At 30.3% G+C, this 22,897-nt stretch carries 20 protein-coding genes; 9 read left to right on the top strand and 11 right to left on the bottom strand.

The annotated features are described in order from the left end of the window. Positions 1–67 precede the first annotated feature (67 nt). Genes gcvT through G4D72_RS03815 form a run of 4 tightly spaced genes read left to right on the top strand, consistent with a single transcriptional unit; the run spans position 68 to position 4,806 of the window. Positions 68–1,150: a glycine cleavage system aminomethyltransferase GcvT gene (gene gcvT / locus G4D72_RS03800; RefSeq protein ID WP_166076288.1), complete on the top strand. Its 1,083-nt coding sequence runs from the start codon at positions 68–70 to the stop codon at positions 1,148–1,150. Between the two features lies 1 nt (position 1,151). Beyond that, positions 1,152–3,185 carry a S41 family peptidase gene (locus G4D72_RS03805; RefSeq protein WP_166076289.1) on the top strand — a complete coding sequence of 678 codons (2,034 nt, stop codon included), beginning with the start codon at positions 1,152–1,154 and terminating at the stop codon, positions 3,183–3,185. 6 nt (positions 3,186–3,191) lie between these two features. Beyond that, positions 3,192–4,223 (top strand): LIC11966 family surface protein, encoded by a 1,032-nt coding sequence (locus G4D72_RS03810; RefSeq protein WP_166076290.1) that lies wholly within the window; start codon positions 3,192–3,194, stop codon positions 4,221–4,223. Between the two features lie 4 nt (positions 4,224–4,227). Further along, on the top strand, positions 4,228–4,806 hold the full coding sequence (locus tag G4D72_RS03815; protein WP_166076291.1) for a DUF3575 domain-containing protein: 579 nt from the start codon (positions 4,228–4,230) through the stop codon (positions 4,804–4,806). A 21-nt stretch (positions 4,807–4,827) separates the two neighbouring features. Here the strand turns inward: G4D72_RS03815 and G4D72_RS03820 are convergent, their stop codons facing one another. After that, positions 4,828–5,718 carry a hypothetical protein gene (locus tag G4D72_RS03820; RefSeq protein WP_166076292.1) on the bottom strand — a complete coding sequence of 297 codons (891 nt, stop codon included), beginning with the start codon at positions 5,716–5,718 and terminating at the stop codon, positions 4,828–4,830. Between the two features lie 51 nt (positions 5,719–5,769). On the opposite strand from G4D72_RS03820, the gene G4D72_RS03825 reads away from it, so the two are divergent. Then, the gene (locus tag G4D72_RS03825) at positions 5,770–6,138 is read left to right on the top strand and encodes a TM2 domain-containing protein (RefSeq protein ID WP_166076293.1); all 369 of its coding nucleotides are present in this window, start codon (positions 5,770–5,772) and stop codon (positions 6,136–6,138) included. A gap of 5 nt (positions 6,139–6,143) precedes the next feature. Beyond that, positions 6,144–6,473, top strand: a complete 330-nt coding sequence (locus G4D72_RS03830; RefSeq protein WP_166076294.1) for a DUF2752 domain-containing protein — start codon at positions 6,144–6,146, stop codon at positions 6,471–6,473. A 107-nt stretch (positions 6,474–6,580) separates the two neighbouring features. Here the strand turns inward: G4D72_RS03830 and G4D72_RS03835 are convergent, their stop codons facing one another. Continuing rightward, the gene (locus tag G4D72_RS03835) at positions 6,581–9,130 is read right to left on the bottom strand and encodes an ATP-dependent Clp protease ATP-binding subunit (protein WP_166076295.1); all 2,550 of its coding nucleotides are present in this window, start codon (positions 9,128–9,130) and stop codon (positions 6,581–6,583) included. A gap of 242 nt (positions 9,131–9,372) precedes the next feature. Between G4D72_RS03835 and gyrA the strand changes: the two genes are divergently transcribed. Beyond that, positions 9,373–11,946 (top strand): DNA gyrase subunit A, encoded by a 2,574-nt coding sequence (gene gyrA / locus G4D72_RS03840; RefSeq protein ID WP_166076296.1) that lies wholly within the window; start codon positions 9,373–9,375, stop codon positions 11,944–11,946. Positions 11,947–12,001: 55 nt separating this feature from the next. After that, positions 12,002–13,081, top strand: a complete 1,080-nt coding sequence (locus G4D72_RS03845; RefSeq protein WP_166076297.1) for a tetratricopeptide repeat protein — start codon at positions 12,002–12,004, stop codon at positions 13,079–13,081. A gap of 54 nt (positions 13,082–13,135) precedes the next feature. On the opposite strand, the gene G4D72_RS03850 is transcribed toward G4D72_RS03845, so the two are convergent. From G4D72_RS03850 to G4D72_RS03880, 7 genes are all read right to left on the bottom strand, one after another. Then, positions 13,136–14,293, bottom strand: a complete 1,158-nt coding sequence (locus G4D72_RS03850) for a carboxypeptidase-like regulatory domain-containing protein (protein ID WP_166076298.1) — start codon at positions 14,291–14,293, stop codon at positions 13,136–13,138. Between the two features lie 185 nt (positions 14,294–14,478). Further along, positions 14,479–15,468 carry a hypothetical protein gene (locus G4D72_RS03855; RefSeq protein ID WP_166076299.1) on the bottom strand — a complete coding sequence of 330 codons (990 nt, stop codon included), beginning with the start codon at positions 15,466–15,468 and terminating at the stop codon, positions 14,479–14,481. 67 nt (positions 15,469–15,535) lie between these two features. Beyond that, the gene (locus G4D72_RS03860) at positions 15,536–16,072 is read right to left on the bottom strand and encodes an RNA polymerase sigma factor (RefSeq protein WP_166076300.1); all 537 of its coding nucleotides are present in this window, start codon (positions 16,070–16,072) and stop codon (positions 15,536–15,538) included. 170 nt (positions 16,073–16,242) lie between these two features. Next, positions 16,243–16,938, bottom strand: coding sequence for an ABC transporter ATP-binding protein (locus G4D72_RS03865; protein ID WP_166076301.1), 696 nt, complete (start codon positions 16,936–16,938; stop codon positions 16,243–16,245). A 20-nt stretch (positions 16,939–16,958) separates the two neighbouring features. Further along, positions 16,959–18,422 carry a DUF5687 family protein gene (locus G4D72_RS03870; protein WP_166076303.1) on the bottom strand — a complete coding sequence of 488 codons (1,464 nt, stop codon included), beginning with the start codon at positions 18,420–18,422 and terminating at the stop codon, positions 16,959–16,961. 95 nt (positions 18,423–18,517) lie between these two features. Then, a complete protein-coding gene (locus tag G4D72_RS03875; RefSeq protein ID WP_166076304.1) occupies positions 18,518–19,102 on the bottom strand; it encodes an LURP-one-related/scramblase family protein in 585 nt (194 codons plus the stop codon). Between the two features lie 2 nt (positions 19,103–19,104). Continuing rightward, positions 19,105–19,926, bottom strand: coding sequence for a DUF6929 family protein (locus tag G4D72_RS03880; RefSeq protein WP_166076305.1), 822 nt, complete (start codon positions 19,924–19,926; stop codon positions 19,105–19,107). Positions 19,927–20,039: 113 nt separating this feature from the next. On the opposite strand from G4D72_RS03880, the gene G4D72_RS03885 reads away from it, so the two are divergent. Then, on the top strand, positions 20,040–20,912 hold the full coding sequence (locus tag G4D72_RS03885) for a PPK2 family polyphosphate kinase (protein WP_166076306.1): 873 nt from the start codon (positions 20,040–20,042) through the stop codon (positions 20,910–20,912). A gap of 497 nt (positions 20,913–21,409) precedes the next feature. On the opposite strand, the gene G4D72_RS03890 is transcribed toward G4D72_RS03885, so the two are convergent. Together G4D72_RS03890 and G4D72_RS03895 are read right to left on the bottom strand one after the other, a co-directional pair. Continuing rightward, a complete protein-coding gene (locus G4D72_RS03890; protein ID WP_166076307.1) occupies positions 21,410–22,621 on the bottom strand; it encodes a DUF3570 domain-containing protein in 1,212 nt (403 codons plus the stop codon). Between the two features lie 12 nt (positions 22,622–22,633). Continuing rightward, a complete protein-coding gene (locus tag G4D72_RS03895; RefSeq protein WP_166076308.1) occupies positions 22,634–22,843 on the bottom strand; it encodes a DUF4266 domain-containing protein in 210 nt (69 codons plus the stop codon). Positions 22,844–22,897 lie beyond the last annotated feature (54 nt).

The following is a 22,897-nucleotide window of genomic DNA, read 5'->3' on the forward strand; positions in this document are numbered from 1 at the left end:
TCTTTTTCATTTCTTTTTTTAGGAATTTTCAATACATTAGCAACTTATAAATTTACATAAAAACACAATGAAAAATACAGCATTAACAGCTATTCACGAAAGTTTAGGAGCAAAAATGGTTCCATTTGCAGGTTACAACATGCCTGTGCAATATGAAGGAGTAAACATAGAACACGAAACCGTAAGAACCGGAGTTGGTGTTTTTGATGTGTCTCATATGGGCGAATTCTTCTTGAAAGGTGAAAATGCTTTAGCGTTAATTCAGAAAGTGACTTCAAATGACGCTTCCAAATTAGTTGATGGCAAAGCGCAATACTCGTGTTTACCAAACAATGAGGGTGGAATAGTGGATGATTTAATTGTTTACAAAATTGCAGACAATCATTATATGTTAGTAGTTAATGCTTCTAATATTGAAAAAGATTGGAATTGGATTTCCTCTCACAACGATTTAGGCGTGGAAATGCAAAATCTTTCTGATGCCTATTCTTTATTAGCGATTCAAGGTCCAAAAGCTGCAGAAGCGATGCAGAGTTTGACCTCAATTGATTTAGTAAATATGGGATATTATACGTTTCAAATTGGTGAATTTGCTGGAAAACAAGATGTGATTGTTTCAGCAACAGGTTATACAGGTTCTGGCGGATTTGAGATTTATTTTAAAAACGAAGATGCCGTAACAATTTGGGCAAAAGTTTTTGAAGCAGGTGCAGCTTTCGGAATTAAACCAATTGGTTTAGCGGCACGCGATACATTACGATTAGAAATGGGATTCTGTTTATACGGAAATGATATTAATGATACTACATCACCTTTAGAAGCTGGCTTAGGTTGGATTACAAAATTTGATAAAGAATTTACGAATTCTGAAAATTTAAAGAAACAAAAAGAAGCAGGTGTTTCTAAGAAATTAGTTGGTTTTGAAATGGTAGATAGAGGCATTCCTCGTCACGATTATGAAATTGCAGATGCTAATGGAAATGTAATTGGAATTGTAACTTCAGGAACACAATCACCTTCTTTAGGAATTGCAATTGGTATGGGCTATGTTCCAACAGAATTTTCTACTCCAGATTCTGAAATTTATATCAGAATTAGAAATAAAGATATCAAAGCAAAAGTGGTTAAAATGCCATTTTTGAAGAAATAATATGTATAAATTACTTTTTTTATTTTTTTTTACAACATTCTCTGGATTATCACAAAATTCAGAGAATGCCTGTAAAACCGTTCAGTCGATTTCTTCCTTATTACAAACACATCATTTCCAACCAAAAGTTTTAAATGATGCTTTTTCTGAAGCTGTTTTCACAGATTTTTTACAAAACATCGATCCTAAAAACATGTATTTCATTCAGCCGGAAATACAAGTTTTAAATCGACACAAAAACCATATTGATGATTATATACTTTCCTCTAAATGCGATTTTTTAGAAGAAATTTTCTTGGCTTATAAGCAAGGTTTACAAAGAAATTTAACAGTATTAAATCAAATTAAAAAAGAAGAAATTGGATTAGAAACTAAAGACACTCTTACTTTTACCAAAGAAGCCAGATCTTTTTTTGAGAACGAAGCGATTTTAAAGAAAATCATCAAAAAAAGAATCGTTTTTGATGTGTATGAAGAAATTGCGAAGCAAAGTAAAAATAAAGATTCGTTATTAAATGTAATGCCGTCTTTAAAATTGAGCACGATAGAGAAAATATTTTCCAATGAAATTTGTAAAGTCGAAAATCTAATAAATAATCCTAAGTTAAAAGATATTTTTTTCGCAGATTTTTACAAGTCATTTTGTGCATATTTCGATCCGCATTCTACTTATTTATCAATTGAAGAAAAAAATGAATTTACTACAGCTTTAAATTCTAGCGATACTTCACTTGGAATCCTTATTGAAGTGAATGAAAAACAAGAACTTTTTGTAGGTAAAATTATTGCAGGTTCCTCATCTTATGCAGATGAAAATATTAGTGTTGGTGATCAAATATTAAAATTCAATACCAAAAATGAAGAAATTGGAATCAATTGCAGCACTTTTGAAAAAATTAACAAGCTCTTAAATGATGCAAAAATTACTACAGTAAAAGTAACTTTTAGAAAAAAAAATGGGACGATTTATACGTCTAACTTGCTTAAAAGTAAAATTAAAAATTATAACAATACTGCTTATAGTTTAGTCATCGACAAAGGGAATGATTTTAAATTGGGTTACCTTAAAATTCCAAGTTTTTACTATGATGAGTTTGGAAATAATCCTGTAAGTAACGATGTTTTTAAAGAAATTTTTAAACTGAAAGAAAATAACATAAAAGGTTTAGTTATAGATTTAGAGTTTAATGGCGGTGGAAGTATTGAAGAATGTGTCAAATTAGTAGGCATGTTTATCGATTTCGGACCAGTTACTGTTGTTTCTAGTAAATCGGATAAACCTACAATTTTAAAAGATTTCAATAGAGGAGTTGTGTATTCAGATCCAATTGTTGTCTTAGTTAACGGACTTTCAGCTTCTGCAAGTGAAATTTTTGCCAATACATTAAAAGATTATAACAGGGCCATTATTTTGGGGAATGCAACATACGGAAAAGGTACTATGCAAACTATTATGCCACTTCAGCAAAACATAAATAGTACCGAGTTTGCTAAAATTACTATTGAGAAGTTTTATCAAATTAATGGGTTAAGCAATCAGCGTGTAGGCGTCCAACCACATATTGAAATTCCATCGCTGTTTAATGATTTAATGCCAAAGGAAAAAGATGAAAAATACGCACTTCAAAACGATACTTTGAATGTAGCTACTACTTTTAAAATAGTGCAAAATGATTTTTCTTCAGCCATCAAAAATAGTTTAGAAAGAATAAAAGTGCATCCTTATTTTAAAGAAATTGAGGAAATTAATGAGAAGGTTTATCAATACGTAAATCAGAATGAAAGAAAAGTATTGTTGAAATTTAAAAACGTTTTTGACGATGTACATTCTCTAGATGCTATTTATGAGCAAACTGAAAAATTAAATACAACCGATTTTAATTTGAATGTTTTATTTACAACCTACGATTTGGATACGATCAATTTTGACGAGGATTTAAAAATCGATTTTAATGATAAAATGAAAGCAGCTAAAAATAATGGTCATTTATTTGAAGCTACAAACATACTTTACGAATTAATTAACAAAAAATAAATTTTAATGAAACAACTTACTTTTTTTACTCTTTTTTTTATTACGACTTCTCTTTTCAGTCAAGAATTTAAAACACCTGTTGAATATTTGCAATATATTGGAAAACAAGAAGAAAATATTACAAAAGAAACTTGGAAATATACCAAAACTATTGCACATTCTACAAGTGGGAGAAAAATTGAAAATACTCGAAAAAATTTAATTAAAAGTATTCAGAATGCTAAGCTTAATATTTTAAAGTTGAAAGACGGATACAAAGGCGATGTTGAATTTAGAGATATTATTTTAGAATATTTGCGAGTTTCTGAAATTATAATTACTGAAGATTATAGTAAAATTATCGATTTACAAGAAGTTTCAGATCAATCGTATGATTTTATGGAAGCGTATGTTAAAATGCAAGATTTAGTGAACCAACGTATGGATGACGAACATGAAAAACTTAATTTAGGACAAAAGAGTTTTGCATTAAAATATAACATTACAATTTCTGAAGCACAATCAGAATTAGGAAAAAAAATGAAATTATCTAATGAGGTTTTTGAGTACAGAAGTGTTTTATATTTGATATTTTTTAAATGTAATGTTACAGATTCTAATCTATCAAAAGCTATTTTAGCTAAGGATTTATCAGCAATTCAACAAAATTCAAGTTCTTTAGCTTCTTATGTAGAGGAAGGTTTGGAAAAAATAAAAGCGATCAAGCCTTTTAAAAATGATGCATCTTTAATTAATAGTACAAAAAAAAGTTTAGAGTTATACAAAAAAACAACTGTGGAACAGATTCCTGTGATTATTGATTTTTTTATGTTCAATACAAAGTTTGAAGCCGCTAAATTGAATATTGAAAAGAAAAAGCCAGCCGATAGAACCAAAGAAGAAGTTGATAATTTTAACGCAATGGTTAAAGATGTTAATGTGAAAATTAATAATTTCAATAACATCAATTCGAAGTTTGATCAGGAAAAAAATCAATTAACAAATTCTTGGAATAGTACTGCCACTCAATTTGTATCTAAACATGTGCCTAATGAATAAGTGTATGAAATACTCCTTCCAAAGTGTAAAAAATACTTTGTTTCTTTTGATTGTTTGTGGTGTAAATTTTGGGTTTTCTCAAACCAAAAATATAAAAGTTAATTTACCTACTTATGTAATTAATGGTGCAGAAATTGGTTTTGAATTTTCAAATAAAAAAGGAAGAACAAGTCACGAATTTACTTTTATTACAGCAAAAGCACCCTCATTTGATGGTAATGGGAAGTACAATCAAACTGGTTTTGAATATAAATTGAAAAATTTTCTATTCAACAAAAGAGCATTAAACGGCTTTTATGTAGCTGCACCCATCGCTAATTATATTGCATTTGAAAGAACGTATAATAATTATACTGAAAATATAAAGTCGGTTGGAATTGGAAGTGCGCTAGGCTATCAGTTTTTCCTACTAAATACTTCCTCTTCTAATCTTACATTAGATATTAATGCAGGTGGTACCTATCAAATTCCTTATGAAGTAGAAAATATAGATCAATATTTTAACACAGATGATCAAATTGATGGCTTGTTTTTATTGCCAAAATTTCTAAGATTTAATATTTCAATAGGGTATGCCTTTTAAAATGATATAATAAAAAACCTGCTAATTAGCAGGTTTTTTTATAATGGTAATTGAAGCTTCTTCGTCTTTATTTAATGTGGCAAGAAGTTCAAAACTTCTACTTTTATCATGAAGTTCTAATTTTGCCGTATTGGGTTTAATTTTTCCTTCGTTAAGAGCTACAATTTTGAAAACATCATTTTTCCCTTGAAGTTGTATGGTGATAGTTTTTTTCTTATTTGTAACAGTATATTCAGAAAGTAATAATTTATTGTTTTGATATACGTGAATGATATCGCCATCTTCTTGTCCATTATCCCAAATATCTAATCGTACAGCATTGGATTCCCAAAACACATTTAAATTTTGGTTTTTACTTAGTTTATTTATTTTTAAACTATCAATTAGTTTTATTGGATTAGACTCTTTTTTAGTTTTAGCATCAATTTTCTTAGATTTCTGAATTTTCTTATTTACTTTATTTACTAAATTATATATTTTATTACTACCGATTAACGTCATTGTACCGTCTATACATTTCGTTTTGTTGTTAAATAAACCTTTAAAAGCACCTTCTAATTTACTTGTGTTTTCAACAAGTTTTACTTTTCCAGAAAAGTTAACAAAGCAAAAAGAATTTTCATCAAATTTCGACTTGGTATATAAGATTTCTTTTTCTTGAAAAGAAAATAGCTTTTTAGATTTGTCATATGTACCACTAATACTATTCTTCGTTTCATGCACTCCGTCTAAGTCAGTAACAGAATATCCGCTAATTTTTCCATTTTGTTCTGTAAAAACTAAACGATAAGTGATTATCGTTTTGTCGTTTCCATTCAATTTTAAAGCGCCATAAAATTCATAATTGACTTGGGAATAACTAGTTAATGATAGTAAGACAAATAATGTTAAAAAAGATTTAATTTTTTTCATTGATATTTAAGTATAATTGTTATTTTTGTGTAAATCTAAAACTTTTTTTTTATGAAAATCAAATTATTTTTATCAGCATTAATGTTGATGGTTGGAACTTTAACTGCAACTTATGCATCGTTCCCAGTTCAAAGAACTACTACAAACAACACAAACTCGACAATTGTTGTTGAAAATCAAGAAGATGAACTGTCTTCACCTGCTGCTGCCGCAGAAGGTAAAAGTCAAATTATTGCTGCTATCTTAGCATTTGCAATTGGTGGATTAGGAATTCACAGATTTTATTTAGGTTACACATGGCAAGGAATTGTTCAATTACTTACTTTAGGTGGTTGTGGAATTTGGTCTTTAATCGATTTAATCAGAATTTGTACTGGTGATTTACAACCTAAAAACGGTAGTTACGCTAAAACATTCTAATTAAAATGATTAAAAAAATCTTTTTCTATATTTCAAATATAGTAACCATTTTAGCTCCAATTGTTCTTTTGTTTTTTCCTGCTGATACTTTTGATAAAGGTGAAAGTATATGTTTGTCTGTCCAATTGGCAGGTATTGAATGTTATGCTTGTGGATTAACAAGAGGTGTAATGCACTTTATACATTTGGATTTTTCTAAAGCTTGGGAGTTTAATAAGTTAACCTTTATTGTAGTACCAATGCTTGGTGTTTTATGGGTAAGAGCTATATATGACATACAAGGAAAAAGAATGCCAGGTAAAATTGGTGATTTAACATATAGAAAAGATTCATAAGTATCTTTTCTAAAGAATATTAAAACCTGCTATTTACTTAGCAGGTTTTTTTTGTTTCTGTAGAAATTGTTTATTTATATAACTCATAGTGGTATAAAAAAAACCTGCTAATTAGCAGGTTTTTCAGTTTTTTGAATGACTACGGTGAGTTCCGAATTGTTATCGTCTAAATCCATAAAGATTATGTCGCCTTCATGAATTTTAGAAGTTATGATTTCTTCTGCTAAAGCATCTTCTACATATTTTTGAATGGCTCTTTTTAAAGGACGTGCTCCAAATTGTTTGTCGAATCCTTTTTCCGCAATAAAGTCTTTTGCTTTTTCAGAAATGTTTAGGGTGTATCCTAAATCTTTAATTCTAACAATTAATTTTGCCATTTCGATATCGATAATCTGATCAATATCGTGTTTTTCTAAACTGTTAAATACAATTACATCATCAATTCTGTTTAAAAATTCTGGTGCAAATGCTTTTTTCAATGCGTTTTCAATAACAGATTTATTATGTTCGTCTGCTGAGGCAACTTTTGCAGCTGTTCCGAAACCTACGCCTTGACCAAAATCTTTCAATTGGCGCGCACCAATATTTGACGTCATGATAATAATGGTGTTTCTAAAATCAATTTTTCTTCCTAAACTGTCAGTTAAAAATCCATCATCTAAAACTTGTAACATCATGTTAAAAACATCAGGATGTGCCTTTTCAATTTCATCTAATAACACCACAGCATAAGGCTTTCTTCTGATTTTTTCAGTTAATTGTCCACCTTCTTCATAACCTACATAACCCGGAGGTGCTCCAACTAATCGAGATATCGCGAATTTTTCCATGTATTCACTCATGTCGATACGAACTAAGGCATCTTCTGAGTCAAATAATTCTTTGGCTAATACTTTGGCTAATTGTGTTTTTCCAACACCGGTTGAACCTAAAAATATAAATGAACCAATCGGTTTGTTCGGATCTTTAAGTCCAGCTCTATTTCTCTGAATCGATTTAGCAATTTTTTGAACTGCATCATCTTGACCAATTACTTTTCCTTTGATAAGTTCAGGTAATTTGGCTAATTTATTGCTTTCCGTTTGTGCAATTCTATTTACAGGAATTCCTGTCATCATAGAAACTACATCGGCAACATTGTCTTCAGTAACCACAACACGGTTTGACTTAGAATCTTCTTCCCACTTTTCTTGAGCAATGGCTAAGTCTTTTTCGATTTTCTTTTCGTCGTCACGTAATTTTGCTGCTTCTTCAAATTTTTGTTTTTTAACAACAGAGTTTTTCAATTCACGAACTTCTTCCAATTGTTTTTCTAGTTCTAAAATTTGTTGAGGCACTTCGATGTTAGTAATATGTACACGCGAACCGGCTTCATCTAAAGCATCAATAGCTTTGTCTGGTAAAAAACGATCGGTCATGTAACGACTTGTTAGTTTAACACAAGCCTCAATAGCTTCATGTGTGTAAGTAACATTATGATGGTCTTCGTATTTTCCTTTGATATTATTTAAGATGGTAACTGTTTCATCGATAGTAGTTGGTTCCACAATTACTTTCTGAAAACGACGTTCTAAAGCACCATCTTTTTCAATATATTGTCGATACTCGTCTAAAGTTGTAGCTCCAACACATTGGATTTCTCCTCTTGCTAATGCAGGTTTAAACATATTGCTTGCATCTAGAGAGCCTGTAGCTCCACCAGCGCCTACTATGGTATGAATTTCATCAATGAATAAAATGATGTCGTCGTTTTTTTCTAGTTCATTCATAACCGCTTTCATTCGTTCTTCGAACTGACCACGGTATTTTGTTCCTGCAACTAATGATGCTAAATCTAGTGTTACAACTCGTTTATTAAATAGAATTCGAGACACTTTTTTCTTCACAATCATTAAAGCTAAACCTTCTGCTATAGCCGATTTACCCACACCTGGTTCACCAATTAAGAGTGGGTTGTTCTTTTTTCTTCGACTTAAAATTTGCGAAACACGTTCGATTTCTTTTTCACGACCCACTACAGGATCTAATTTTCCTTCTTCAGCCATTTCGGTTAAATCTCTACCAAAATTATCTAGTACAGGAGTTTTAGATTTTTTAGTAGTTTTATTTCCGCTATTACTTGATGGAGTTGAACCGCTATCTTTGAAAGCATCATCATTTGATTCATCAAAATTTTCTGCTCTTGGTGCGTTTTTTAAAATATTGTCATCTTCACTGTTGTTTAGGCTCATATATATATCTTTTACGTTTTCATAATTAATTTTTAACTTATTTAATAACTTTGTTGTAGGATCGTTGTCGTTTTTTAATACACACAGCATTAGTAAAGCGGTGCTGATAGAGGTTGTATTAAAAACTTTAGCTTCTAAAAAAGTATATTTTAAAGCTCTCTCTGCTTGTCTGGTTAAATGTAAGTTTTTCTTGTCGTTATTTACATTTCCATTTGGATTGGCTGGACTTAATATTTCTACTTTTTTTCTTAGTAATTCAAAATTAATATTTAAAAAGTTTAAGATATCAATTGCGCTTCCATTTCCATCTCTTAAAATACCTAAAAGTAAATGCTCAGTACCAATAAAATCATGACCTAAACGTAAGGCTTCTTCTTTACTATACTGAATTACATCTTTAACTCTAGGCGAAAAATTATCTTCCATAAATTTTTATATCTACTGTAAAAATACAAAATTCTAATGTACAAATAAAAGGCACATTATAATATTGCTAATTGACAAAAAAAAAATGAGAAATAAAAGCGAAAAGTGTTATAATTTGTTAAAAATTTCTTCAGTTATTGTTGATAAGTATTTAGATTTTGTTTGAAAAATTCCTTTTAAAAAACACAAAAAATCGTATATTGGCACGTTCAAAAAAAAGAGTAAAAATTAAATAAATACCTATGTCTGACGGAGAAAAGTTAATTCCTATTAATATTGAAGATGAAATGAAGTCAGCCTACATCGATTATTCGATGTCGGTTATTGTATCTAGAGCATTACCTGATGTGCGAGATGGTTTAAAACCAGTTCACAGAAGAGTTTTATTTGGAATGTATGAATTAGGAGTTTTTTCTAATAGAGCCCACAAGAAATCTGCCAGAATTGTTGGAGAGGTTTTGGGTAAATATCACCCGCATGGAGATACTTCTGTGTACGATGCGATGGTACGTATGGCGCAAGAATGGAGTTTACGTTATTTAATGGTTGATGGTCAAGGTAACTTTGGTTCTGTAGATGGCGATAGCCCAGCAGCAATGCGTTATACAGAAGCCAGAATGAAAAAAATATCTGAAGAAATGTTAGCAGATATTGACAAAGAAACAGTTGATTTTCAATTAAATTTCGACGACACCTTAGAAGAGCCTAAAGTTCTACCTACAAAAGTACCAACCTTATTGATTAATGGTGCTTCAGGAATTGCGGTTGGTATGGCTACCAATATGGCTCCACACAATTTATCAGAAGTTATAGACGGAACATTAGCTTACATAGATAATACAGATATTGAAGTTGATGAATTAATTAAACATATTAAAGCTCCAGATTTCCCAACAGGTGGAACAATTTACGGCTATGAAGGGGTAAAAGAAGCTTTTAAAACAGGTCGTGGACGTATTGTAATGCGTGCTAAAACAAACTTTGAGGAAGTTAATGGTAAAGAATCTATAATTGTTTCTGAAATTCCTTATCAAGTTAACAAAGCTGAGATGATTAAAAAAACAGCAGATTTAGTTAACGAGAAAAAAATTGAGGGTATTTCTACGATTCGTGATGAATCTGACCGAAATGGAATGCGAATCGTTTACGAATTAAAAAGAGATGCCGTTCCAAATGTTGTATTAAATACACTATACAAATTTACTCAACTACAATCTTCTTTTAGTGTTAATAATATTGCACTAGTTAATGGAAGACCACAAATGTTAAATCTTAAAGATTTAATTCATTATTTTGTAGAACATCGTCATGAAGTTGTAGTTAGAAGAGCACAATACGATTTAAGAAAAGCTGAAGAGAGAGCTCATATTTTAGAAGGTTTAATTATTGCTTCAGACAATATTGATGAAGTAATTAAAATTATTAGAGGTTCTAAAGATGGAGAAGAAGCCAGAAATAAATTAATTGAAAGATTTAAGTTATCGGAAATTCAAGCTCGTGCTATCGTTGAAATGCGTTTGCGTCAATTAACTGGTTTAGAACAAGACAAGTTAAGAGCTGAGTACGATGAAATTATGAAGTTAATTGCAAGTTTAAAAGAATTATTAGCTAGCAAAGACTTAAGAATGCAAGTCATTAAAGATGAATTAACTGAAATTAAGGAAAAATATGGTGATGCCCGTCGTTCTCAAATTGAATATTCTGGCGGAGACGTTAGTATTGAAGATTTAATTGCAGATGAAAGTGTTGTGGTTACTATTTCTCATGCCGGTTACATCAAACGTACTTCATTATCGGAATACAAAACTCAAAATAGAGGTGGAGTTGGACAGAAATCAGCTGGAACTAGAGATCAAGATTTCTTAGAACATTTATTTGTGGCTACCAATCACCAATATTTATTATTCTTTACTCAAAAAGGGAAATGCTTCTGGATGCGTGTTTATGAAATTCCAGAAGGTACGAAAGCTAGTAAAGGAAGAGCGATTCAGAACATCATAAATATAGAACCAGATGATAAAGTTAAAGCTTACATCTGTACACAAGATTTAAAAGACCAAGAATATATTCAAAGTCATAATTTAATTATGGTTACGAAACAAGGCCAGGTTAAGAAAACCTCTTTAGAGAAATATTCTAAACCACGTGTAAATGGTGTAGCAGCAATTACAATTAAAGAGGGTGATGAATTATTAGGCGCTAAATTAACAAATGGTTCTAGTCAAGTTTTAATTGCTGGGAAATCAGGTAAAATCGTTCGTTTTGAAGAAGAAAAAACACGTCCGATGGGTCGTACGGCCTCTGGAGTTAGAGGAATTACTTTAAAAGATGAAACCGATGAAGTTATTGGAATTGTTACAGTTAACAAAGAAGATGTTAATGATACACAAATTTTAGTAGTGACTGAAAACGGTTATGGTAAACGAACTAAATTAGTAGAAGATGATGGCGAGGATGTTTACAGAATCACTAATCGTGGAGGAAAAGGTGTAAAAACATTAAATATTACAGAAAAAACAGGTTCTTTAATTGCTATTAATAATGTTACCGATGATGATGATTTAATGATTATCAATAAATCTGGTTTAACGATTCGTATGATGGTTTCTGATCTAAGAGTTATGGGACGAGCAACTCAAGGTGTTCGATTAATTAATATTAAAGGTAATGACTCCATAGCGGCTGTAACTAAAGTATTACGTGAAGACGAAGAAATAGTGGAATTAGATGAAGATGGAAATCCGATTGTAACAGAGTTTGACGATACTGCCGAAAATGATGGCACGGATAGTGAAACAGATCAAACCGAGGATTAAATAAATTTTACAAGCCCAATTCGTTGGGCTTTTGTTAAACTAAATCATATAACAGATGAGAAAAATTGTATTTGGAATTTCACTTTTAGTAGCAACAACCGCATTTGCCCAAAAAGAAGAATTAAAAACTTTAAAAAAGTTATATAGCAAAGAGAAATTAACGCAAGAAGAATTTGCAAAAATTAACGAAACTATTCAGAAATTAGAAGCTATAGCAGCGTCTGATGAAGATAAAATTGCTGCAGGTTATTATAAAAGTTTAGCTCCTTTTGCTAAAATGGCAGCTTCAGTAGACAAACCAAATATCTTAATGTTGGAAAAATTTTTAACACCACAAAGTTTTTCTGAACTTGTAGATGGTCTGAAAACTACTTTAGATTTTGAAGCAAAAACTGGAAAAATAGTTTTTACAAATGAAATAAATGACAAAATCGCTACCATGAAACCTTTTATAAAACAAAAGGCATTTGCGTTTAACAATGAAAAAAAATACAAGGAAGCGTCTGATGTATTTTACAATATTTACAAAATAGAACCAAACGATGTCTCTAACTTAGAAAATGCAGCTATAACTGCAATGCAAGGTGCAGATTATATTGCTGCTGAAAAATATTACAGAGAAATAAAAGCTGTTGGTTTTAATGGAACTGGCGTTGGAAAGTTTGGTAGTAAAGAATCAGAAGTAGCAAAAAATATTGCAGCTTTAGCTTTTTTTAACAAAAATGACGAACAAGCTAAAAAAGACTTTGTAGAGGCAATAAAATTAAATCCAGATGATATACAACTACAAATGGATAATGCTGCATTATATTACAGAAATAATGATGTAGTTACTTATCAGAAATTGATTGAAGGTATATTACAAAAAGATCCAAATAATGCTCAATTGCAATATAATGCAGGTTTTTTATTATTAAAAGATGATGAAAAAATTGTTGAAGAAATCAATGCTAATCTTAAAAATTTAAAAAAATATGATGAGCTTAATAATAAAAGAAAAGAGATGTTTATGAAAGCCTTACCTTATTTTGAAAGAGCTTATCAATTAGATATAAACAATGTTGACATTAAAAATGCATTGCGTCTTTGTTATCAAGAATTAAAAATGAAAGATAAAGCAGCCATGATTAAATAAAAAAAATCCCGATGTAAATCGGGATTTTTTTTGAACTAAATATTTTGAAAAATATTAATTTAATTTCAAATAATTCAAGGGTAATTGGTTACTTACATCTGAACCGCCCCATTCCACGAGTGTAAAACCTTTTCGTATAGTTTTTGGTAATTCTTGCGGAGGAATTGAAATTGGCGCATCCACACCAAAAAATTCCATTAAAATTCTAATTGAAGTGTCTGGTTTTGGCGTAACATAGTTTGTAGAAAAAACATCGTAATTTTCATTGACTAAAAAATGTATGAAAGTAGTTTTATTTCTCTCTAAAATAGGCAACCAGTATTGAATAAATTCGTTAGTTTCAACCGTATTTAAACCCATAAATTCTAATTTTTCAATTAAAAAAGAAGCCAGTTTTTCTTTTTCAACGATAAATCCAGTTTTGTACTGATAATGCGAAGGTGGAAATGAAATTTCACCATCCCAAAATAAAGAAGTATAAAAACGATTTGTTTTTTTATCGAATATTTGTCCATTTTCATACGCTGTTACGTTCCAAGATTTTTCTAATTTTGGAAAAGTAGTTAGTATTTTCCCATCAAATTTAAGGCTTAATTCCACATCCGTTTTTTCTTTCGGATACAAATAAATAACGGGTTTTTCAACCATAATATTTCCGTAGGTATCTTTTATTTTTAATGCTGTAACTATTTTTTTCTGATTGGTATATTGAAGGCGTAATGGTTGATATCTTTCATTAGAAAAAGAAAGTATATCGTTTTTACTCATTTCAAGTGAAAATTCTCCTAAACTATCAGTAAAAACACTTTTTTTAGTATTGATATTTTGAACCAGAATGTTCGGTAGGGGAATGTTTTCACAATCTGTAACCTTTCCTGTGATTTTTTTGATTTGACTTTTTACATTTAACTCAATGGTTGAGGGATAAAGTGCATATAACTTTTTTAACTCTTTACTTGAGATTTTTTTTGTTCGTATAACAATTGCTCCATTTTTACCTTGTTTGCCAAATCTTTTTATCGCATCATTTTCTTTCAAAACCTCTAAACTTTCGATGGCATTTGTTGGGATTTTATCCATGGCAGCCGTATCTAAAAAAAGACTATTAATGACTAACAAGGCAGTTTTAGTATCATAGTTTTCGTTTTCTATTTTTTGAGAAAAACTATAATTGACGAATAGCAAACAGGTTAAAAATTTAAGTTTTGTCATGTTTTACAGATTAGGTTTTAAAAATTTTCAATATTTTTTTTTGAAACTTCTTTTGAGTTAATTTCAATAGGTGTATTTTAAAAAGATTACATTTTTTTCAGCAGCATAAAATTTTCTTCAGTATAACTAATACTAATAATTCGTACTTTTTGGTTTAAAGTGATTGGCAAAGTTGATTTTCCATCTTATTTATTGGCTGGTTTTCCGTTTTTTGTAGTGATAATAACTACACCTTTTTCGCCTTTTTTGCCATAAATTTTAATCGCATCAATTGGTTTTATGCTGTTAAAAGAGGTTATTTCTTGTTTGGATAATGGCGCGTAAGGACTAGTTGGATTTTTCCCAAATAACGATTCTTCAGAATATTCTATTCCGTTTATAATGTATAAAGGATTTGGTAAATAGGTAACATCATCTATTTCATTAGATTTTAGTTTTGCCAATTCGCTTTTAGCATCAAAATTACCGCCCATCGCGACACCATCAATTACAACTAAATCTTTATTCTCTATAACTGGAGCTTTTTCAGATTTAGATTTATATTTTGAAGTAGTTATTGTAGTATCATATTTTTTATTTGGTGCAAAAAAACCATTGGTGGCATTTGAAGAAACGAAGTTTGTAGTGCTATTTCTCATACTGATTTCGTTTTCTTTAAATAAATTATTTTGTAAATCGATTGGAGTTCTATTTTCTTCTACTAATTTTTCAGTTTGAAGACTATATTTTTCTATCGAATCATTTATTTTAAAATTTGATGGTTCTGATGCATCTAAATAAGTATCACTTTCTACAGTTTTTAAATTAAAATTATAAAAAGGTTGCATCGCTTTATCAGTTTTTTTAGAACTTCCATTTTCAACAACAACTTCATTAGCTTGATCTATAATTTTCTCAATGGAATCTTTTGAAACAATTACAGAATTTTCCTCTTTTCTATTGATTTCCCCTTTGTAAGTTTCCTCATTCGTTACCAACTGATAGATAATTGAAAAACTAAATAAAACTATTGCCGCAATAGCCAGTTTTTGCCAATTATTTTTCTTTTGTACCGTTATGGTGTTGTCTAATTTTTCTTCCACACGATTCCAAACCTTATCCATTCCTGGAAAGTCTTTTTCGCCTTTTTGGGAAGCATTTTTTATTTTGTTATATATGTTTTCTTCTGAGTTCATTTTGTATTTGTTTAAACTTTTAAGTTTATCTTTTTTTACTTATCACTTTTTACTTAAAACTAATGGTCTATTTCGCTTTTTGATAAAAAAAATGGTTTACCAAATCTTTTAATTTTGTTTTGGCCACATTGAGTTGCGATTTTGATGTGCCTTCAGAAATTTGAAGTTTTTCAGCAATTTCTTTATGTGAAAAACCTTCGATAACAAACAAACTAAAAACTGTTTTGCAACCATCTGGCAAATGATGGAGCAAGTTGAGTAAATCTTCTTCCTCTAAATCACACATTTCGTCTGTTAAAGGTTGATTTTTAACCGCTACATCTTCCAAATACAAATTAAAATTCACATTTTTTTTCAATTGCATCAAACACTGATTCACTGCAATTTTTTTGGCCCAACCTTCAAAAGCTAATTCTTCTTTCAATTGGTCAATTTTTGTAAAAATCATGTAAAACGCATCCGCCATAGCTTCTTCAATTTCTTCTTCTTTTTTCAAATACTGAGAACACGTATAGTATAATTTACGTGCTAGCAATTCGTAGACTTGCCGTTGTGCATCACGTTGCTGTTTTTTACAGGCTTGTATGAGTTTTATATCTATCATTTATTTTGTTAAGGTTTCAAGTTTTAGATTTCGAAATTCGTTGTTCAATGTTTATTAATTTATTATATAGATGCCATTTTTTACCAAAAGGTTGGGACAACTTTAAAATATTTTCAAAAAAAAATCGTAAGCGGTTAACTTACGATTATAAATGTATGAAATTTTAAAGTTTAGACTGCGAAAAAGGCTTCTAATTCTTGTAGGGTTTCTTCTGATGTCATAATATCTTTTACAATTTCGCCTTTGTTTAATGCTACAATTCGGTTGCAAACTTCTACAGTATGTAATAAATCGTGACTCGAAATTAAAACAGTAACGTTAGGATTTTCGGCTAATTCTTTAACGATTTTCTTAAGTCGGTTTACCGTTGTTGGATCTAAATTCGCAAAAGGTTCATCTAAAATAACTACTTCTGGATTTCCAATTAAAGTGGCAATAATTCCCACTTTTTTCATATTTCCTTTAGATAAATCGCGTAAATATTTTTTAGTGTTTAGAATTTCGTTATTAAAAAATTCTTCATGTTTTTTTAATAAGGCATCTACATCTGCTTTGTTTTGCCCACGTAATTCGCCAATGAAATAAAAGTATTCTTCCGCAGTTAAATACCCAATTAAGAAGCTTTCATCTAAAAAGGCACCGGTAAACTTTTTCCAGTTTTCACCCAAATTTACTTGAACATTATGGTTTATAATTTGTCCAGTTGTTGGTTCTATTAAATCTAATAACAAACTAAAAAAAGTAGTTTTTCCCGCTCCGTTATTTCCTACTAATCCAAAACTTTGTCCTTTTGGAATTTCTAATTCATTAATATTTAAAACAGTAGTTGTATTATATTTTTTGCTAAGATTATTGACTTGTATCATGATAATTTATGGTATTTAAATTAGTTTTTTTGTTTGTAAGCAGCAATGGCGTTATATTTTTCTTTTTTGTAAATTTTTTCAATCATAGAAAAAAGTTGCGATTTGAAAAGTAAACCTAGAATTCCAAAAAGCGCAATACAACATAATCCAATAGTGATATTGTTTAAAAGCATTCCTAAACCAAATAATAAAATCGGAATTAATAATTGCGGTAGCGAAAACAATAGGGTTTTAAAATTAAAAGCTTTTTTATCTCCAAAGGCACCTTTTGCCGATTCTAAGTCAATTGCCGTTCTGGTGTAAGCACCTGTTAATAAAACCAAAAATGAATTAAATCCGATGTTATAAATTCCAGCCGCTAAAATGGTAAGATAAATTTCCCAACCAAAGTAAATATAAAAGGAAGCTAAAACCATACTAATTGCTGTTCCGATAACCATTAACCACCATTTAGAATTTAAGTATTCTTTGTATGAAATACTTTGTGTCATCATTAATTGGTAGTAAGAACTGTCCCAACTTGGAACAAATTGTCCGAAATTAATTAAGAAACCACCAGTTACAAATACAGAAGCAAAAGCCTGCATAACGCCGCCTTTATAAGTATCTACTGTGAAAAATATTAAACCATAAAATAAGAAAAACACACTCATGTAAAGTGTTGTTTTAGCACGTTTGTTTCTTCTTAAAAGTTTTATATCGTTTTTTAGGAAAGTGCCTAAAGTTCCGAATTGATTTAGCCAAGTTAAATCTTCTGAAGTAGCTAAATTCTTTTTGATGTGAAGTCTTTCATCTAAAGTTAAATCTTTTTTAAAGAAATTGAAGGTGAAAAAATAAATAAGAAGTAAACTTACAATTGGTAGAATAACCATCCAAATATGTTCATATAAACCTTGAAAGAAAGGTTGTGTATAAACTGTGATGTCAAATAGTTTGTAATATTGAGAGGCAATTAATCCTACAACAATGGAGGCAACAATGCCAAAAAGAACGTCTTTGTTATTGATTAAAATATTTAAAAAATTAATACATAAAATGATGGATAAAATGCCAATATGCCAAGTTATAACTCCTAAAGCATTGTATCCATTTACTAATAAAATAATACTGAAAGGAATGAAGAAGAAGGCATGTGTAATGTTAAAATAGTTTAATACTGTTTTTCCCAATGAAAAATTTACGATTGTATTTTTTTTAATTGGTAAAACCAATAGCGGTCGGATGGTTAAGGTTGGAATTTTTTGAAAAAAATAGCGCAACATTAAATCGCCGAATAAATAGTAAATTAAAAATTTATTGATAGCTTGTAAAGGTTCTAAACCAGCTTTTTTTAAACCGTAAAAAGCTCCAAATCCGGCAGCTACAAAAATTAGCGCAAAATATAAGAACCCTAAGGCCATAAAAATTTTAAAAACTAAATTGGTTTTAAAAGAGGCCGAACGGATAAAAGCTTTCCATTCGAGTGTGAGAAAATGTTTAATCATATAGTATAGTTTTTTTCTATTTGTGTATTCTTTTTAAGAATTGTTACAAAAAAAAATCGCAAGTTTTAAGCCTACGATTTTTTAAATTTTAAGAATTATTCTTTAAAAACCATATCTATACACATTACAGCAGCAATAATCAATTGGCGAAGTGGATTTTCCTCAGCCACATCAGTAATATTAATAACATAGTTATCAGCACTAGTAAAAAACTCTTTCCCTAAACCAGCCCATTTTTTTGAAACAGAAGCCAATTCTTTATTGTCTTTACTGAATTTGAAATCCCAACCTGTCCATTTTCCTTGAAGTGTGCATAAGTTTTTATCGTGTTGATCGTGTACTTCAAATCGCCCACCAAAAGAGAAGAATTGCTGTTTGAAAACGCCAATTTTTCTTCCACCACCATCAAAAACATCAATATCTGAACGGAAAATAGTGACACCTCTTTTAATTTGAACAACCAGCTCGCCAGCCGCAGTTCTGATTTCAATATCGAAGGGTGTCATTCTTTTGTAGTCTGTAAAACGAAAAAGTTTCGTGAAAAATCCCAAATTGGGTTCTCTACACGTTAAAACTAATTCATTGTTCTCTGGATTAAAAATATCGAAATTGTTTGAGGCTTTGAACATGCCAACTTGTTCTTTTACAAGAAAGACATTTTGTTTAAAAATTGGATTCATTTTTATTTTTTTACAGTTAATTTATAAATTTTCGATTCTAATACGTCTGTATCAGTGTCTTCGCAAAGTAGGAAATTTATTTCATTTTCATCGTTTTTGTATAAAGTAATTCCTTCAAATTTATGAGAATTAGAAATAATTTGAGTTTCCAATATTTCGAAAGTTTCAGCATTCATTTTTCCAATTAGAGAACCTAAAACTTCGCCGTCTTCATAAGTTGAAATTGTATCTTCTGCTGAAGCCAAAAAATAAATGAAATTATCCACTAAAATGGCATCAGTAAAAGTAAATTCAACGTTAGAAATTTTTGGAAGTTTTACTGTTACAAAACCTTGTGGTTGTTCCGGGTTATCTGGTACGATGAAAATTCCGTTTTTGCCGTTTGCACCATTACCTCTTTGAAAAAGCAACATCGTTTTATGGATACAAATGGCACCTTCAATGTTAAGCTCATCTTCCTCCAACGATGCTAAATTTCTTAGCATTTGATATAAATACGATAGGTCGTTTTTATTTAATGCATCATTTTCTAAATTTAAAGAAAACATTGTATTTCTTTGAGAAGTTGAACCCGAACCAAAAATAAAAATTTGATTTCCATAACTTGTCATGGCTTCTAAATCCAATTTGTCTTTTTTTGCAATATTTTCTTGTGGATTTTCAACTAAAGGAAATTTTAGCACAACCTCTTTGTCAATGACATATTGATATAAAAATGTACTATTGTCTGAAATGATAAAAAGTACCTCTTGATAATAAATTAAGCCTGAGGCCGAACCAATTCCTTTGATGTGACAGAAATCGGTTAATTGAAAATTTTGCATATATTTATGTTTTGAAAACGAATGTCTAGCCCTGATAGTAGCGGCATCTCCCGATTTTTCATCGGGAATATAGCGGATAGCAGGAAATAGCTTCAAATAATAAACGTAAAAATATGGAAAATTTCAGTTTAGAAGATTATAAAGTGACAAAACAAATAAAATTATCAGATTATAAAACAGAATTGGATAGTTTTTGGGATGATGATAAGAAAGAGGAAGAACTAGATCAACTTCGAAACAAGTTGAGTGAATGGCAAGATATCATGTATGCACACAATAGATATGGCGTTTTGATTGGTTTACAAGGTATGGATACGAGCGGAAAAGACAGTTTGATTCGAGAAGTTTTTAAGGAATTTAATCCGCGTGGAGTAGTGGTGCACAGTTTTAAAACACCAAATAGTACCGAATTGGAGCACGATTATTTATGGCGTCATTATTTGGCTTTGCCTGAAAAAGGTAAGTTTGCGGTTTTCAATAGAACTCATTATGAAAATTTGTTGGTGACTCGCGTGCATCCAGAATATATTTTGAATGAAAATTTACCTGGAATCGAAAATGTTGCAGATATTCAACCTGAATTTTGGGAAAACCGTTTCGAACAAATTAATAATTTCGAAAAGCATATTACTCAAAATGGAACGATTGTGATGAAGTTTTTCTTTTATATGAGTAAAAACGAACAAAAAAAGCGTTTGCTAAAGCGATTGGAAGATGAAAACCATCAATGGAAATTTTCATCAGGCGATTTGAAAGAAAGAGGATTTTGGGACGATTATATGAAGTATTACGAAGAAATTTTAAATAAAACTTCTAATGAAAAAGCACCTTGGTATATTATTCCTGCTGATGATAAAGATATGGCACGTTATTTAGTGGCGAAAATTATGTGGGAAGAATTGCAAAAATATCCAGTAAACGAACCGGTTTTGTCAGAAAAAGATAAAGCGAATTTTGAAATGTATAAGGAACAGCTTCGTAAATGAAGAGCCAAGTATAAAGAGTCAAGTAAAAAGAGCCAAGTAAAAAGAGTCAAGTAAAAAGAGCCAAGTAAAAAGAGGCAAGTAAAAAGAGTCAAGTAAAAAGAGCCAAGTAAAAAGAGTCAAGTAAAAAGAGTCAAGTAAAAAGAGCCAAGTAAAAAAAGTCAAGTAAAAAGAGTCAAGTAAAAAGAGTCAAGTAAAAAGAGCCAAGTAAAAAAAGTCAAGTAAAAAGAGTCAAGTAAAAAGAGCCAAGTAAAAAGAGCCAAGTAAAAAGAGTCAAGTAAAAAGAGTCAAGTAAAAAGAGTCAAGTAAAAAGAGTCAAGTAAAAAGAGTCAAGTAAAAAGAGTCAAGTAAAAAGAGTCAAGTAAAAAGAGTGAAGTTAAAAGAGCCAAGTTAAAAGAGCCAAGTAAAAAGAGTCAAGTAAAAAGAGCCAAGTAAAAAGAGTGAAGTTAAAAGAGCCAAGTTAAAAGTAAGGCGATTTCTTTTGGAAATCGCCTTTTTATTTATTTGAACTTCATGGCTAAAGTTAGAATGTGTGAAGCTAAGCCATTATTTCTGTGGTAATAGCCGTATCGTAATTCTAAACTGTTAAAGTGTTTCGCAAGAAATAATCCTTTATTGGAATCTGTGATTTTATATCCTAAACCTATCATATTACTTGAAAAGGCTGATAAATCGAAATCACTTGTAAAGAATTCCTGATTTAACTGATGTTGGAAAATCGGTTTGAAATATTCTGCAGAGGTTTGTACATAATATCTATACGGAATAGAAAGTGATGAAAACGCAGATAATTTGATAGTAGGTTCAAAACTAAAGGTATGCGATTTGATATCCCAATTGTCAAAATAGTATCTGTAAAATCCTCTTAAAATGATATGGTCTCCTAAAAAGTAGCTAGTTCGCAATCCGATTGGTAATTTAAAACGTGTATCGGGTAAATTCTCAGATTTAACTGTTGCAAGTATATCGTTAAAATATACTCTATTGAATTTTGTTGCTAATAATCCTTGCTGATAGCCTGCATCGACTAAAAGTGCCATTTGGAAATTTTTATTTACAATTTGAGAAAATGTTAGTCCTAAATTATAGGAAGTTCTGGGTTTCGAATCGTTTTGTTTGTAATTCGGATTGTCTGGATTATCTCTTAATTCAATAGGTAAGATTACTTTCCAAGTATCGAAAAAAACCATTGCTTTTAAAGATAATTCTCTGTTTTTGTCTTTAGAAAGTTGCGTGAATCCAATATTTCCTCCAACTGAAAAATAATCGTATTCTGCAGAAGTAGAAATTCCAGCGCTGTAAATTCTACCTTTTTCTTCATTTTCTACCGAATAATTTAACGATGGATACACACGAACATCTTGATAAGAAGCGGAAGTAACCGTACTTGGATCTATATTATCTGATGAAGCGGAGGTATAGGAATCTACTCCTAATTCAAAACCAAAAGTTTGTTTGTTAAGATTTTTGTTATAACGCGACACTTTAATGTCTAAAGTAGTAGCAATATCTGTTAATTTTTCAGTTCCCACACCGCCAGTTACAGCAGAGTTTTGTCCATCTTGCGAATAATAACTGGAAATAAAATTAACTTCTTCAATTTTAAGTTTTTGTTTTTTATAGGCAGTTGAATCGGTTTTAGTGTCTTGTGCTTTTATGGCATTAGAAAATAAAAATGCCAAGAAGGCGGCTGATATAATACGTTTTTTCATTAGTTAATTTTATTAATTACAACCACATCCACCGCCGGTTTTTCCACCATTGGCACCAGAACTTGCTTCGCGATACAACATAAATGTGTTTTCGAATTTCTCAGATTTTTTTGCGGCTAATTCCATATCTGAATCATTTATTTTTGATTTTTGGTATTCTTTGACTTGCGAGCAACTGGCTAGAGTTACTAAAGCCCAAACGAATATTATCTTTTTACTCATAGCTTTTATGTTTAGAATTTGGTTTATTTACTCGCTTAAAGCGATATATCATTT

This window comes from Flavobacterium difficile, assembly GCF_011392115.1.
Lineage (GTDB): Bacteria > Bacteroidota > Bacteroidia > Flavobacteriales > Flavobacteriaceae > Flavobacterium > Flavobacterium difficile.